This is a genomic window from Pyxidicoccus caerfyrddinensis (assembly GCF_010894405.1).
GTDB classification, from domain to species: Bacteria; Myxococcota; Myxococcia; order Myxococcales; family Myxococcaceae; genus Myxococcus; species Myxococcus caerfyrddinensis.
The window spans coordinates 1-15,383 of sequence record NZ_JAAIYA010000040.1; the positions used below are offsets into that span (position 1 = coordinate 1).

The 15,383-nt window shown below is 67.4% G+C and carries 7 protein-coding genes and 1 pseudogene; 3 read left to right on the forward strand and 5 right to left on the reverse strand.

The genetic code is table 11. The features are described 5' to 3' along the window. Nucleotides 1-204: 204 nt before the first annotated feature. Nucleotides 205-1,116: pseudogene (locus tag G4D86_RS48555) on the forward strand (IS3 family transposase); the annotation flags it as partial. 201 nt (nt 1,117-1,317) lie between these two features. On the opposite strand, the gene G4D86_RS53605 reads toward G4D86_RS48555, so the two are convergent. The 3 genes from G4D86_RS53605 to G4D86_RS48585 form a co-directional block, all read right to left on the reverse strand. Beyond that, a complete protein-coding gene (locus tag G4D86_RS53605) occupies nt 1,318-4,485 on the reverse strand; it encodes a S8 family serine peptidase (RefSeq protein ID WP_240360912.1) in 3,168 nt (1,055 codons plus the stop codon). A gap of 199 nt (nt 4,486-4,684) precedes the next feature. Further along, nucleotides 4,685-5,506, reverse strand: a complete 822-nt coding sequence (locus G4D86_RS48580; protein ID WP_164002386.1) for an aminoglycoside 6-adenylyltransferase — start codon at nt 5,504-5,506, stop codon at nt 4,685-4,687. Nucleotides 5,507-5,640: 134 nt separating this feature from the next. Then, nucleotides 5,641-6,684 carry a toll/interleukin-1 receptor domain-containing protein gene (locus G4D86_RS48585; RefSeq protein WP_164002388.1) on the reverse strand — a complete coding sequence of 348 codons (1,044 nt, stop codon included), beginning with the start codon at nt 6,682-6,684 and terminating at the stop codon, nt 5,641-5,643. 620 nt (nt 6,685-7,304) lie between these two features. Here G4D86_RS48585 and G4D86_RS48590 point away from each other — a divergent pair. Further along, the gene (locus G4D86_RS48590; RefSeq protein WP_338050655.1) at nt 7,305-8,657 is read left to right on the forward strand and encodes a serine/threonine-protein kinase; all 1,353 of its coding nucleotides are present in this window, start codon (nt 7,305-7,307) and stop codon (nt 8,655-8,657) included. 49 nt (nt 8,658-8,706) lie between these two features. Here G4D86_RS48590 and G4D86_RS48595 read toward each other — a convergent pair whose 3' ends face one another. After that, nucleotides 8,707-9,204, reverse strand: a complete 498-nt coding sequence (locus G4D86_RS48595) for a hypothetical protein (protein ID WP_164002392.1) — start codon at nt 9,202-9,204, stop codon at nt 8,707-8,709. A 202-nt stretch (nt 9,205-9,406) separates the two neighbouring features. Further along, a complete protein-coding gene (locus G4D86_RS48600) occupies nt 9,407-12,922 on the reverse strand; it encodes a CHAT domain-containing tetratricopeptide repeat protein (RefSeq protein WP_476705417.1) in 3,516 nt (1,171 codons plus the stop codon). A 220-nt stretch (nt 12,923-13,142) separates the two neighbouring features. Between G4D86_RS48600 and G4D86_RS48605 the strand changes: the two genes are divergently transcribed. Next, the gene (locus G4D86_RS48605; protein WP_164002395.1) at nt 13,143-15,302 is read left to right on the forward strand and encodes a PKD domain-containing protein; all 2,160 of its coding nucleotides are present in this window, start codon (nt 13,143-13,145) and stop codon (nt 15,300-15,302) included. Nucleotides 15,303-15,383: the final 81 nt, after the last annotated feature.

The following is a 15,383-nucleotide window of genomic DNA, read 5'->3' on the forward strand; positions in this document are numbered from 1 at the left end:
GCCCCACGCAGCCGGTGAGCGTCGTCACGCAGCGCCGCGAGCGCCAATCCGCACGCGTCCGCGTGCCGCACGCCTCGCAGCGCCGGCGCTCGCTGTCGACCCTCACCTCACGGGTTGCAACGGGGCGAGCAGTCGTTCGAGCCATGGCGGTATCCCCTCTCAGAAGGGCAACACCCGGGGCTCAGGCCATATTTGCCGGTGTAGAAAAAAAGCGGCGGCCTTCTTCGCGAAGGAGAGCCTGTGAAGTTTGGCTTCATCCAGACGGAGAAGGCGCACTACCCGGTAGCGCTGCTGTGTCGCGTGCTGGGCGTTTCCCGGGCGGGCTACTACGCCTGGGAGGGGCGGGAGGAGTCGGCGCGGCAGAAGGCCAATGCGGTCCTGGCGGAGCGCATCCGGCAGGTGCACCAGCAGAGCCGGGGCAACTACGGCAGCCCGCGGGTGCATGCCGAGCTGAAGGCCCAGGGCGAGCACGTCGGTCGCCACCGGGTCGCGCGGCTGATGCGTGAGAAGGGACTGAGGGCCCGGAGGCGTCGGCGCTTCGTGCACACCACTGACTCCAAGCACGACCTCCCAGTGGCTCCCAACGTCCTGGCGCGAGACTTCCAACCGCCCGGACCCGACCGTGCTTGGGCCACCGATATCACCTACGTGCCCACGCGCCAGGGCTGGCTCTACCTGGCCGTCGTCATGGACCTCTTCAGCCGTCGAATCATCGGCTGGGCCATGGGGGAGTGCATCGACCGGCACTTGGTACTGGCTGCACTCGAAATGGCTCTCAAGGGACGACGTCCTCCCGAGGGGCTGCTGCATCACTCAGATCGCGGCAGTCAGTACGCCAGCGAGGACTACCAGCGAGCGCTGGCGGCTCGAGGCATTCGGTGCAGTATGAGCCGCAAGGGCAATTACTGGGACAACGCCGTCGTCGAGAGCTTCTTCTCCACGCTGAAGACGGAGTTGGTGCACCGGGTGAACTTCCTCACGCGCGCAGCGGCGAAGTCCGCCTTGTTCGAGTTCATCGAGGTGTTCTACAACCGTCAGCGGCGGCACTCCTCGCTCGGCTACATCAGCCCGGCCGAGTTCGAGCGGGCTGCCTTACAGGTGCCGCAGGCTGCATAACCCACCTGTCCACGAAGCCCGGGCAAGCTCAAGATGCTGCGCGCCCGGTTCGGTGAGCACTACCTGCGCTACGCGCAGCGCACGCGCCGCTGGCTCTGAAGCGGCGCAGGAGTACAGGAAGCCGGGAAGGGGCCGCCCGTCCCGCCCGGCGGCGCGCGCCGTGTGCTCTGGCGCCGCGCCCCGGCCGTCCTGCTCACTGCATCATTTGATGTAGGGCCGGATGGTGAAGACCTGGCTGGGAGAGTCCGCGCAGTTTCCCGCCAGGTCGCACGCCCTCACGAACCACGTGTGCTCGGCGTAGTCCAGGAACGCCTCCAGGTAGAGCACCGAGTCCGAATTGGTGACTGCGTACTCCTGGTCATCGATGACCACCGTGTATTGGACGTAGTGCTGGTCGTCGTAGGAGGGCACCCACTCGAAGATGTAGAGAGGATTTTCCCAAACGACTTCCTCGTGAGACGGCGCCATGAGGAAGGGCGCGGTCGGCGCCTGGAGGTCCACGGAGAAGGACGCCCAGACACTGCTCGTGCACTGCGCGCTGGCATCGCAGGCGGTGACCCGCCAGGTGTGGGCGCCCTCGGCGAGGTTCACCGTGGGCGTGTACCGCGTCACCGCTCCCCCGAGCGTCACCGGCGTGCCCCCGCTCCATTCGAGGACATACGACGCGATGCCCACGTCGTCCGTGGCGGGGGCCCAGGAGAACTCGGGTCGAGGGGTGGCGACCTGGCTGCTTCCCGTGGGGGCAAGGGGCACCGGAGCGGTGGGCTGCGTTCCGACGACCTCGAACGAGCGGACCGGCGTCGACCCGCAGTGGTCGAAGCGGTCACACGCGGTGACAGTCACGAAGTGGACGCCCGGTGACAGGTTGGCAGTCAGGACATAGGAGGTGACGCTCCCTCCCAGGGTGATGGCGGCTCCGCCGTCGATGCGCAGCTGCTGGTACGTGACGCCCGTGGCGTCCTGCGCGGACTGCCAGGAGAACAGCGGCCGGGTCGCGGTGAGCGCGCCTTCCGCGGGAGCCTGTATCGAGAACGCGAGGGGCGCCAAGGTGTCCACCGTGAACGTGCGGGCGCCGGTGGTCGAGCAGTTGCCCGCGGTGTCGCAGGCCTGGACCGTCCAGGAGTGGAAGCCGTCCGTCAGGCCCGCCGACGGTGTGTAGGACGTCAAGAGGGTGGTCACGCCTTGCGCGCCGGAGTCGAGGCTCCATCGATATGAGACGGAGCTCGCGTCCGTGGACGCGGACCAGGTGAACGTCGGGCGCTCCGTGGCGATGAAGGAGGCATGAGCCGGACTCGTGAGCGTGGGGTACGTGGGGGCCACGGAGTCCACGTAGAAGCTTCGCGTGTAGGAGCTGGTGCAGTTCTGGTGCGTGTCACACGCCAGCACCCGCCAGGAGTGACGGCCCTCGCTCAGGGCGGTGGGCCAGTTGTACCCCGCGGCGGCACCGATGTTGCCGGTGCTGACGCCGTCCATGATGACCTGGTAGCCGGAGATGCCGCTGGCGTCGGTGGCGTGCTCCCAGCGCAGCGCGGGACGCGGGTTGGTCACGTACAGAGCGTCCCCAGGCAGGGTGAGCACGGGCGCGGTGGGCGGCACCCGGTCGAGCACGAAGTAGTACTCATACGTGGAGTTGCGCCAGTTGCCGTAGGCATCCACCGCGCGCACGTACCAGCGGTGGGTGCCGTCGCTCACGTTCGTGAGGCTCAGCGCGGTGCCGCCCGTACGGGCGTAGAAGGCGCCGTCCAGGAACACGTCGTAGTTCACATAGAAGTCCGGGGCCGCCTGCCACGTGAGGTAGGGCGTCTGGTTGAGGCGCGCGTAGTGCGCCGGGCTGACGACATCGAAGACGGGCGGCGGCGTCTGCTCGCCGAGGGTGAGCGCGCAGTCGGCGGCGACCTTCGCATTGATGACGCCGGGGTAGCGCATCAGTCCATTGAGCTGCGGAGCAATCGTATAACCGAAGCACGATTGATAGACGTACGGCGTGGCCTGCGGCCTCAGGCTCTTGATGAGGCTGGCGACGCCGCTGACGAGCGGCGTGGCCGCGGAGGTCCCGTTGAAGGGGGCGAACCGATTGCCAGGAAAGAGGGAGACCAGGTCGCTGCCGTTGCCGGCAAAGGCATCACTCCCAAACGCCGCGGAGTCCACGGAAGCCGCGCCGAAGTTGGAGGCATGGACGGTGCCATTGGCCTCCGTGAAGAAGTGGGAGCGGTTGAAGTTGTCATCCGCCGCGGCCACCGTCCATAGGTTGTAGAGATTCATCCCCGCGGGAGAGACCTGGCAGGAGGCATTTCCGCAGTCGAGGTTGAGATTGTCATTCCCCGCCGCCGCGATGAACTGGATGTCGCGCTCTCCCGCGCGACGGATGGCCGCGTAGAGTGCATCGTTGTCATTGTTCTGGAAGACGCTCCGGCTGCCTCCGGAATAGCTGATGATGTGCGCGCCGTTGCGGGTGGCGTAGTCGATGGCGTTGATGACCTGGTAGTAGCCGAAGCTCCGCTCAGGGTCCGAGGCCAGGGAGACATTCAAGGCGAGGATCCGCGCGGCCCAGTTCACTCCCGACATTCCGTAGCCATTGCCGGCACGTGCGCCAATGAGCCCCGCAACCGCCGTGCCATGCGTGCGCGCGGTCTCAGGCGGCAGGCAGCGCGTGTCGGACCAGGCGTTCGCCAGGGTGCAGGCGCCGACGAAATCCGGCATGTCCGCGTGACCCAGGTCGACTTGCGTGTCCACCACCGCGACCGTGGAGAAATAGAACTGGCCCCGGCCGTGCGCGGCGAGCGTCACGTCCCAGGCTTCGTCGGCGTCGATGTCGAAGTCATAGGGGCTCCCGGTGATGCTGGTGCGCTGCCCGACGTTGTAGAGGTACCACTGGTTCTGGGGCCAGGACGCGCCCGTCGACAGGAACGGGTCGTTCCAGATGACCGCGGCTTCCTGGGGCTCGTCCGGGACATAGACGATGTCCGCGTTGACGCCCTGGAGCAGGCCTCGGACCGAGGCCGGGGAGAGCGTCTCGGGCAGCTCGAAGAAGTGCCAGCCGTAGAAGAGCTCATGCCATGCGAGAGCACCCAGGGTGCGCTGCACGCGCTCCCGCTGGCCGGCGAGGTCGTCTTCCGGAAGCCGGACGAGGGCCATGCGCGACGGACGCTCACGCAGGGACACGCGCAGCTCCTTCTCCCGCCTCACGGGCTCCTGCACCTCACCCTGGAACGGTGCGACCTTCGGATACGCCACCTCCAGGCCCGGCCCCGAGGAGGGCGCGGCCGAGGGCAGCACGGGTCCCAGCTCATGGGCGGGAACGGGCGGCAGGGCTCGAATCCAGTCCGTGCTGGTGGCGCCTGGAGCTCCCAACAACTGGTCCGCTCTCATGGACTGCGCCTGGGCGTGAGCCGCGAACAGCGTTACGAACGCCCCGGTCCACAGGGCCGGGACGCGTCTTCTTCGGACAGCGTGCATGAGTTCCCCTCGAGAAGTCCGCAGAGGCGGGGCTCCGCCAGTGCTTTACGGAATCACGGGGAAAGCAGATATCACAAGGGTGCGAATGTCCGACGGGTGTCCTGCGCCCAGCTCACTCCGTCGCCAGGGGCTTCGACACACCGGCGAGCACACTGTCGAGATACGCCTGGACCTCGGCTTCGTGCGTCGGACGGCGATTCGTCGGGGGCCGGTCCTCGCGAAGCTCCAGGTAGAGCTGGAGCGCCTGCCGCAGCGCCGTCGCACAAGCCTCGCGCGAGTGCGCGCCCAGGGTGGTCGCCAGACGTCCGGCGAGCTCGGGTGACAGGGCCTCCAGCCGCCTCACGCCGCGCTGGTCGACGCCCATCCGGCGCATGACCATGGGACCGAGCACCATGCTCCGCAGGGCGGCGAGCAGGTCGATGACCTCGAGCAACTCACCCCGCCCGAGCTTCGTGGCCCCATAGTGCAGCCAGACCCAGACGCGCTCCTCGAACCACTCTGGCTCCCGGTCGGGCCAGCGCGCCGTGTTCCGGGAGAGGTGCTCCGCCATGCTCCCATCGCGGTCCCACAGCACGAGCGGATCCTCGACGCGGTGGGCAAGGTCCGCGAGGGTGATGAACTTCAGGTCGACGTGGAGGATCGGGCTGCCATAGAGGCAGATCAACAGCCGGGGCTCCCTGACATGCTCACCGGTGAAGGCATAGAGGAGCGGACCGAGCCGCTCGGCGAGCTCGCGCCGCTGGGCGAGAACCTCGGCGCGGGACTCCTCCCGGACGACGAGGATGAGGTCCAGGTCGGAGTACGCGTCGACATTCCGGGAAATCGCCGAGCCGCCCGCGAGCAGTCCCGTGAACCGCGCGTCGGCGGAGAAGAACGTGACGGCGCGCTCGGCAAACTCGCGCAGGGGTGGATGAGTGAGAACTTTCGACTGCACCCGGCCAAGGGCCGCGCAGCCGCCAAGAAAACAATGGCCTGAAGTCCTCGCCGCTCTGCACCTAACGCGGAGATCAAAAGATTCAGCTGCTTCGACGTGACGCAACTCCAATTCTGGCCCGTTTCACCCCAGCTCTAGCTAAGGCCGAGGCGCGCCTGCCAGAATCGTCTCGAATCAATCCGTGGCTCGAAGTCGTATTCTTCGGTGAACTCGTCGGTGAGCTCTTCCGATGCATTCCCAAGAAAGACAGCGACTTCCTGCACAGCATCGAGCGCCTTGGCGACCGCAGGGTCGCGCTCGTTCAACGTACACACACGATCGCCTTCCACGAGATACGTGTTCTCCACTGCTCGGCGCATATCGGCTCTCTTCTCTTCCTCACCAAATCCGGGCCATGCAAGGTGGCCTCCTGAGAATTGGTAGTACATGGCCTCAATGACGACGTCCGGCAGCCGGGCTAGGCGCTCTCTCGCAGTCTCGGTCAACTCATCGAGCAACTCGGACTCTCTCTGTCCCCGCCTCTGAATCTTCGCGACTTCCTTTTTGTCTTTAAGCTTACCAATCTCTTCAATCTGCGCCTCCAGTTCTTCAATGCGCTGATTGGCCGTTGCGAGTTCTTCCGAGGCCGCCTCGTAGTTTTGTCGCATCGCCTCGTATTGCCCGAAGTCAACTTTCTTGAACCCGGCGAGCCCCTTTAGAAGACGCGGGAGCTTCTTGAGAAACTGGTCGCGCTTCACATTCCACGTCGCTGTGGGCACACCCTTTATTTTCAGAGCGTCTTTGACGCGGTCGAAGAGGCGGTCCAGCGCCTTTTCGTTCGTAAGCTCTCCGACCTGTGTTCCATGAAGGACGGCCTTCAGGTTGTCGGAGTCAACAGGCGGGATCATGAGCGGGAATGAGTTGTGCGCCATCGCCCATGCTGCGCCGAGTTCGCAAAGGCAGAACGCGCTCTCGTAATAACTGGGGGTCACCACCATGAGCACCAGAGCAGGCGTCTGGAGTTTTGATTTGATGAACGGGACAAAGCTCTGGCCTTCAGGAATCCCAGTCCCTTCGAGAGAAGTGCAGAAGATGCGTTCTTGCGGCACACCCATTCCAACGACCATCAGGTCGCGTAGCGCGTCAACGAGGGCTACGTCGGGAGAGGCGTGGCTTACGAAAATTTGCGATTCGTTCACGGATGGTCCAGGGGGATGAATTGCTGGTTCTGACCAGTGGCCTCCAGCCTGCGCGAGTATAGGACCGCATAGGGGCCCTGTTGAGGGTGGAAGTTGGTGAGGAGAAGAAGGGGCGGGCTGCTGACGGGGCCTGAAGGGCTGCTGACGGGCCGGAACAGGGGCGGTGCAGTGCCTTTGGGCACTCACCGTCCAAGATGGCCCAGTGCGGGTCCCCTTCCAGCCTACCCCGAGCCCATATCGCGGGCCTCCAGCCACACGAGCTGCAGATTTTCTGCATGATTTTCCAGGTCGCCGGCTCCATCCGCTGGCGGGGGCGCTTTCGGAGGCCTTTCGCGAGGCCCTATCCGGTGGAGCTGGCGTGGGGCCCACGGGGCTGGCTGGTCAGGTCTGGTTCGGGGGGGCAGGTCTGGCCAGTCAGTCCCGGGATGTCGGAGCAGAGGGAAGCGAGATGGGTATGCGACAGGTTCTCGGGTGGATGACGAGGCTGACTCGGACCTACTCGTGGGGTAGTGTCCTCGCGAGCAGTGCCCACCACGTTCCCCCTCGCGAACCCCACCATGCCGCCTGGCCACCTGAATCCGGCACGCCTTCCCCTGGGAGCCCGGATAGGCCCCTGGCGCGTGGTGGAGCAGCGAGGCCAGGGAGCCTACGGCGCCGTCTACCTCGCCATCGGGAGGGCGGCGCGGGGGCCCGTGGCCCTCAAGCTGTCCCTGCACCCCGGGAATGAGCGCTTCACGCGGGAAGTGGAGCTGCTCTCACGCATCCGCCACCCGAGCGTCCCACGTCTCGTGGACCACGGGAGCTGGCAGCCCGCGGAGGGCCTCGCCTACCCCTACTTCGTCATGGAGCTCATCGATGGCTTGTCGCTGTATGACTGGGCGCGAGTGCACGGACCCACCTCCCGGCAGGTGCTCCGGGTCCTTGCCAGCCTCGCGCGGGCCCTGGAGGCCACGCACGCGGAGGGAGGCGTTCACCGCGACGTGAAGGGAGACAACGTGCTGGTGCGCGAGGTGGACGGCCAGGTCTTCCTGACCGACTTCGGCTCCGGGCACTACGCTGGCGCCGCCAGGCTGACCTGGAGCGCGTTCCCTCCCGGGACGCCGGCCTACCGCACACCGGAGGCGTGGCGTTCCGCCCTCAACGCCGCCGCGCCCTACGCGCCCGGACCGGCGGATGATGTCTTTGCCCTGGGCATCACCGCCTGGCGGCTCGTGACGGGCGAGTACCCGCCCGCGACGGACCCGGGGAACGAGGCGTCTCATATCTGGCGCGTGGATGGCCCCGGTCCCCGGCCGCCAAGAGCCATCAACGCCCGCTGCTGCGCGGAGTTGAGTGCCCTGGTGTCCCGGATGCTCTCCGTGAGCCCGGAGGCACGAGGCAGCGCCCGCGAGCTGGCCGAGGCCTTGGAGCAGGCCGCGCACGAGGCTGCCTCCGAAGCGGATGTGTTCCTTTTCGCTCGGGAGAAGCCGAGGCCCGTGGCCCCAAGGAGCCCGCCCCCACCCGCCGTGCCGCGAGCACGTGCGCGCGCGCGGCGGTCTTGGCCCAGGGCGGCCAGCCTGGGAGTGACCCTGGCCTTCGGAGCCGGCTGGTTGCTGAGCGCGCTGACCGAGAAGGAGCCTGGGATGGCGCAGGTGTCGCCGACCGAGGATTCGAAGGATGGCGGCACCGTGGCCGTCGGGGACTCGGCGCTGACGGCTCCGGTGGCTCTGTCCCCGGCACTGTCCGCATGGCCGAGCATCGCCCTGGAGGTGCCACCGAAGCCCCTGCCAGGGCAGCGCCGGCCTGATGCCAGCGGCCGCTGCCCCAGCAGGCTGCAGGTCCCCATCAACGGCGGCTGCTGGCATCGCGTGGTGGCAGACACGAAGGAGTGCGACACGGACTCCTACGCGTACAAGGGCGCCTGTTACGTGCCCGTCTTCCTCCCCACGCGCGTCCCCACGTCGCGTCCCGTGAACCGCCTAGATGGGCGATAGCCATCTGATTCAGGCCCGGGGACACCAGCCCCATTGCGTCGGTTGGGCCTCACCGCGTCCGGAGGGCGTTCACCCTGCGGCTGTCGGCCGGAGGCGAGAAGTCGAAAGGCGAGGCGGGAGCCGGGGAAGGCACGACACCGGTGTACCCGGACGTGGACTGGTTCTCCGCCGCGCTGGTGGAGTTGGACCAGGTCCTCAGGCCCCAGATGAGCATCGGAAGGCCGATCGCGGCGGGAAGGAAGGTGCCGACACAATACGCACCACCGACCTCGCTACACGTCCCAATCCCCGCCGCGATGTTCAGCACACCATAGGCACTGAGCAGCCCGCCGAAGACCGCGGTGCCGTTTCCGGGATGGTCGATGTCGGCGACCTCCTTCCTGGGGATGGCGACCTCCGGTCCACCCTCCGTCTTCAAGAAGAGCAGTTCGCGATCGCTGTGAGTGATCTTCGCGTCGAAAGCCGCTCCATTGATGCGGGAAATCGTCGCGGTGGTCGAGCACCCGCAGATCAGCATCAGCAGCGCTGCGGTGAGTTTCGTCGGCATGGCTCCATCCCCCTGTATGTGTTCCAGGGAACGGATGTCCCGCCCCCCGGTACGGCATGAGCAGGGAATTCGATGAGACTTCGTTCAGCTCCCCCACTCGATTGGAATGAGCCAGCGAGCTGGAAAATCATGCAGCGAAATCTTCACACGCCTGTTGGTGCATGGCTTCAGAGACTCACATCAACAGGGCAGGCTCCAGCGCCTATTGGCGGGTCCCCAGCTCGCGCAACGGAGCGTCCTGGCCCAGCGCGATGAAGGGTGCCCAGTCGTGGGGATGCGGCCGGGTGGCCCGCAGCCAGAGCATGGCCTCGCGCAAAGCGGTGGCCCGGCCCTGCCCCGCGAGCAGGTTGCGGTAGTAGGACTCCATCAACTGCCGGGTGGTGTCGTCGTTCACCTTCCATAGACTCATCACGACTGTCTCCGCACCCGCCACGAGGAAGGCCCGGCGAAGCCCATACACACCCTGGCCCAGCATCACGTCGCCGCGCCCGGTGTCGCACGCGGACAGCACCACCAGCTGGGTGCCCCACAGGTTGAGGCTCGCCAACTCCAGCGCCGTCACCAACGCGCTGTCAGACGAAGGTGCGCCGGGACTGCTGCCGACGGGCACCGGAACAGGTGCCTCAGCGAGGACAAGGCCAGAGCGCAGCAGCGGGTCCGGAGGGTTCGGAGCCGCGGGGTCCTCACCCAGCGCCCCGAAGTGGACCACGGCGCGAGAATCCGGGGACTGAGGCGCGTCCTCCAGGAAGAAGCCATGGGTGGCCAGGTGGAGGATGGCTGGGGGAGGCAGGTGCAGCAGCCGCTCCTTGGTGGCCTCCGCCCCCAGGAAGAGCTCGGCCCGCGGCAGCAGCCGTTTGATGCTCTCGGCTTCCTGGCGCGTGCCGGGCAAGGGGGTTGGGGCCCACGCGCGTGACGCCAGGTCTGCTCGCAGCGTGGAGAAGAAGCGCCCGTCAGGACCGGAGCGCGCGGCCTCCGCGGAGGGGGTCCCCTTCGAGAAAGAGCGCGCGCTGAAGTCCGGGGCTGCGAGGACGACCACGGAGTCAGGGGCGTCGCTCTCCAGGGGGCGAGACAGCAGACTCCTTCCAGAGGGGACGTAGGTGACGTCGAAGACATCCACGAGAAACTGGTGTCCATCGTGCAGCGCGGCGAAGGGCACGAGGGCGAGCTGCCCGTCGGGAGAGAGAAAGAGGCGGCGGGTGGTGCCCAGCAGCGGCAGCAAGGGTTGGAAGGCGAGCTGATAGAGCGCCTGGGCGGAGTCCTGGAAGTCGGCGTCGCGGTTGGCCAGCGCGTCTCGCAGGCGCGAGGCGGCGCGGTCGATGGGTTCGGCGGGGCCCAGGTCCCGGAAGCGGATGGTGGCGTCGGGAAAGAGCACCAGCGCCAGGTAGCGCAACGGGCCGGGGCGCTGGGGCTCGGGTGCGCCGGGCTCGAGCACCAGCGGGCGGTCCGCGTACGTGAGGAGCTCGACGAGGGCGCCGTCCTTGAGGAGGGAGGAGGCGACACGGTCGACAATCTCCGCAGGAGCCGGCTGGGCGGCCAACGCACGCAGCGGTGCGGAGCGCTGGGCCAGGTCGGCTTCGAGGGCCGCACCCTGCTCTGAGAGTGATTCGAGGCGCTGTTGGTAGACGGGCAGCGGGAGCGAGCCGGGCCCCTGGAGTGACAGCTGCGCCAACTGGGTGCGCAGCCCCCTCAGCCTTTCGAAGGTGTCTCTGTCCTGCTCGCCCAGGCCCCGGTAGACGGTACGGGAGATGCCGGCGCTTTCCTCGACGGAGCGGCCCTTGAAGAGAAGTGCGGCGCCGAGGACCAAGCGCAGCACGCGGACGTCGTCGGGATGGGCGCGCAACAGCGCATAGAGCCGCTCCTCGTCGCCGCGCAGCAGTTGGAGAAAGCGGGTCAGTCGCGGCTCGGAGAAGACCAGCGCCTCCTGGCGCAGGCGCTGCTCGACCATGGCAAAGGCGCGGGTGAACAGCGGCAGGGCGTCATCGAGGCGATTCCGGGACAACCGGGCTACGGCGAGGTGGTTGAGCGTGGCGGCGACACTTGGATGACGCTTGCCGTAGGTCACCTCCAGAATGGCGAGCGCTCGCTCGTAGAGTGGCTGCGCCTGTCCGTACAGCCCCTGGGCCGAGTAGAGGCCCCCCAGGTGGATGAGCGACTCGGCGACTTCGGGATGGTGCTTGCCGAGGGCCGCTTCTCGAATGGCCAGCGCACGCAGGTGGAGCGGCGCTGCCTGGCCGTACAACTCCTGGGACTGGTAGACGTTGGCGAGACCGATGAGCGGCCTGGCGACGGAAGGATGGCTCTTGCCGAGGACCGCTTCCAGAATCTCCAGCGCGCGCGCGTAGAGCGGCTCCGCCTGGTCGTACAACCCCTGCAGCTCGTAGAGGTTGCCGAGCCGGCCGAGCACCCAGGCGACGTAGAAATGGTCCTTGCCGAAGGTGACCTCCGCGATGGACAGCACGCGCTCATAGAGCGGCTTCGCCTGGCCATACAGTCCCTGGGCCAGGTAGAGGTGCCCCAGTTCGGCGAGCCCCCAGGCGACGTAGGGATGGTTCCCGCCGAGGCTCACTTCCTGAATGGCCAGTGCACGCCGCAGGAGCGGCTCGGCCCGGTGGAACAACCCCTGACCCTGGTAGGTACTGGCAAGGTCGGAGAGCGACTCGGCGACGAGGGGATGGCTCTTGCCGAGTGCCGCCTCTCGGAGGGCCAGCGCGCGGATCAGGAGCGGCTCGGCACGAGCGTACAGTCCCTGTTCCCCATAGAGATTGGCGAGACGGGTGAGCGACCCGGCGACATCGGGAGGGTTCTTTCCGAGGGCAGCTTCACTCACGGCCATCGCGCGTGCGTCGAGCGGCGCAGCGCGAGAGTACAATCCCCGGATCATGTAGATGCTGGCGAGGCCGGAGAGCGACTCGGCGACGAGGGGATGGCTCTTGCCGAGTGCCGCTTCCCGAATGGCCAGTGCGCGCGAGTACAGCGGCTCGGCCCGGCCGTACAATCCCTGCTGGAGGTAGAGGCGGGCAAGGTCGTAGAGCGTTTGAGCAACCTCCGGATGATGCCTGCCGAGGGTTGCTTCTCGTATCTTGAGCGCGCGCTGAAGGAGGGGCTCGGCACGCCCATGGAGTTCCTGGGCGAAGTAGAGGGCCGCGAGCTCCCTGAGCGACTCAGCGACGAGGGGATGGCTCCTGCCGAAGGATGCTTCCCGAATCGCAAGCGCACGCGTGACGAGCGGCTCGGCACGAGCAAACAACCGCTGGGCCCCGTAGAGGGTGGCGAGCGTGTTGAGCGTCTGCGCGACATCGGGGTGGTGCTCGCCAAGGACTGACTCGCGAATGGCCAGCGCGCGCAGCAGGAGCGGCTCGGCGCGGGCGGCGTTTCCCTGAAGCAGGTGATGCGCCGCGAGCCAGTCCAGTCCCCCCGCGACGTCCGGGTGGACGCGCCCCAGCACGGCCTCCCGCAACGCCAGTGCACGCTCGCCCCGTTCGAGGGCCTCCGCGTACCTGCCCTCCTCCCAGAACGCGCTCGCCTCATCTGAGGCCGCCTGCGCTTCCCCCAGTCGAGAGTCTGCTGGCTCCTCCCCGAACGCCACGCCCGATGAACAGCACAGGAGTACCGTCAGCATCCACCCGTGAACCGACCGCATGTCTCCCCCATGTTCCCGATGAGCAGCCATTGAGCGCTCAACGTTCCGCCTCAGAGAGACGTGATTCTGGAGAATCATTCAAAAAATCTTCACGGAGTCCGCCGACTCCCCTCCCAGACGTATTTCCATGCATCATTTCCCGCCTCACCGGCTCCCTATCTACGCGGGCGGTTCGTTCGAGCCCGTGCAGTGACTTCGAGGGCGCCCTCCTGGGCGCCCGTTTCACAGGGGGCGAGTCATGAATCGATTCACACAACTCCGTATGTATTTTCTCCTGACGTTCCTGGGAGCTTCGTTCTTGAGTGCCTGCGGAGGGTCCACGCCTCCGCCTGCGCCTCAACCGCAGCCTCCGGGCGAGTGCACGGCGGCGCAGGCGACTCCCGTCGCCCAGGCTGGCGAGGGGCAGCTCGTCATTCCGGGCGCGCGGGTCGCGCTCGATGGTTCGGCGTCCACCGCCCAGGGCTACCGCTGGACGCTGTCCACGACTCCCAATGGCAGCCATGCGGCGCTGTCGGACGCCACCGTAAGCAAGCCCACATTCACTGCGGACGTGCCGGGCCTCTACGCGGCCACGCTGGTCGTCTCGGACGGGTGCCTGGAGAGCCTTCCGGACACCGTCATCGTGTCGGCCGAGACGCCCGCTCCACCCCCTCCGCCCGAGAACCTGCGGCCGGTGGCCCGTGCGGGTTCCTCCCTGGAGGTGTTGGTGGGACTGGCCGTGGAGGTCGACGGCAGCGCGAGCACCGACCCGGAGGGCCAGACGCTCACCTATTCGTGGACCGTCGTCTCCTCTCCGCACGGCAGCACGGCCACGCTCTCACAGGCGTCCGCCGCGAAGCCTTCCATCACCCCCGACCTGGAGGGCGCCTACGTGCTCCGGCTGGTGGTCAGTGACGGCACGCACCAGTCCGAGCCAGCCTTCATCACGCTCTCCGGAAGGGACACCGCGCCCGTTGCGCGCCCGGGCGCGTCGCGCGCCGTGCTCAGCCGCAGGCCGGTGACGCTGGATGGCAGCGCGAGCTCGGCCTCGACGGGGGGACCGGTCACCTTCACCTGGTCGTTCGTCTCGGTTCCCACGGGCAGCGCCGCCGCGTTCGCGGATGCAGCCGCCGTGAAGCCCACCTTCACCCCGGACCTGGAGGGCGACTACGTCGTCGCGCTCGTCGTCAGCGACGGCATGCGCCCCTCCGCGCCGACCCACCTCACCGTGATTGCCCAGAACCGGGCACCCGTGGCCGACGCCGGTGCCGACCGCAGCATCGTCGCGGGCTCGTCCGTGAGCGTGCAGGGACAGGGCCATGACGAGAACGGCGACACCCTCACCTTCGCCTGGACCATCACCCGCCGGCCCAACGGCAGCACCGCCACCCTGCAACAGGCCGATACCCAGAGGCCCTCCCTAGCGCTGGACCGTGAGGGAAGCTACGAGCTGGCGCTCGTGGTGGATGACGGCCGGTCCGCGAGCCGTGCGGACACGGTGGTCATCACGGCCCAGGCGCCCTTCGTCAGCGGGCTCGGCCACCGCGTCACCGACGCCGAGTACAGCAAGGCGCTCGACCGGCTCGTGATGGTCTCCACCAACCCCAACGCGCTCTACCTCTACGAGCCGGCGACGCAGACGGAGACCTCGGTCGCGCTGCCCGCGGCGCCCATCTCGCTCAGCGTGGGACCGGATGGCCAGTTCGCGGCGGTGGGCCATGCCTCGAGCATTTCCTACGTCGACCTCGCCACGCCGCAGCTGGTGAAGACGGTGACCGTCACCAGCGAGGACTTCGACGTCGTCCTCGCCGGGAATGGCTTCGCGTATGCCTTTCCGCGCTCGGACCCGTCGTATTGGGTGTCCATCCACTGCGTCGACCTGGCGACCGGCGTGGAGACGCTGAGCAGCGACTGGTCGCTCTACGCCGGCACCCGGGCGCGCCTGCATCCCAATGGGACGTCCATCTACGGCGCCACCAACTCCTATTACTCCGGCGAAATGGAGAAGTACGACATCAGCCGGGGCACCGCCCGGATGCTCTACCGCGCGCCCTACAACAGCGAGCGTGGCGTGTGCGGGGAGCTCTGGTTCTCCGAGGACGGAGGCCGCATCTTCACGGCCTGCGGCAACACCTTCCGGGCTTCCGACGTCAGGGCCGAGGACATGACCTACTCGGGGACGCTCTCCGGAGCGGGGAGCATCCGCCACCTGACCCACTCCACCGCGGCCAACCGCATCGCGCTGGTGCAGGCGAGTTATTGGGAGCCTTCGGCGGGTAAGTCCGTGCGCCTCTACCTGCCCGACGCCCTCGGCTTCGAGCGGAGCATTGCGTTGCCCGCCTTCAAGGCCAACGGCACCGCCTACGACGGCTTCGGCCGCTTCGTCTTCTACTCCGCGGCGGGGGACAAGCTCATCGTGGTGGTGCAGGCAGACCCGAGCTCCGGACTGCTGAACGACTACGGCATCGTCACGTTCTGACCGCGCGAAGCCCCTTGCGAGGGGCTCCGCGTAGGGGCTTGGGTTTCAGTACCTGTAGGGCCCACCGGAAGCCGGCTGTGC

Excerpts from the sequence above, each read along its gene's own strand:
- G4D86_RS53605 (WP_240360912.1), bottom strand. The coding sequence starts at position 4,485 with ATGAGAGCGGACCAGTTGTTGGGAGCTCCAGGCGCCACCAGCACGGAC.
- G4D86_RS48595 (WP_164002392.1), bottom strand. The coding sequence starts at position 9,204 with ATGCCGACGAAACTCACCGCAGCGCTGCTGATGCTGATCTGCGGGTGC.
- G4D86_RS48600 (WP_476705417.1), bottom strand. The coding sequence starts at position 12,922 with ATGATTCTCCAGAATCACGTCTCTCTGAGGCGGAACGTTGAGCGCTCA.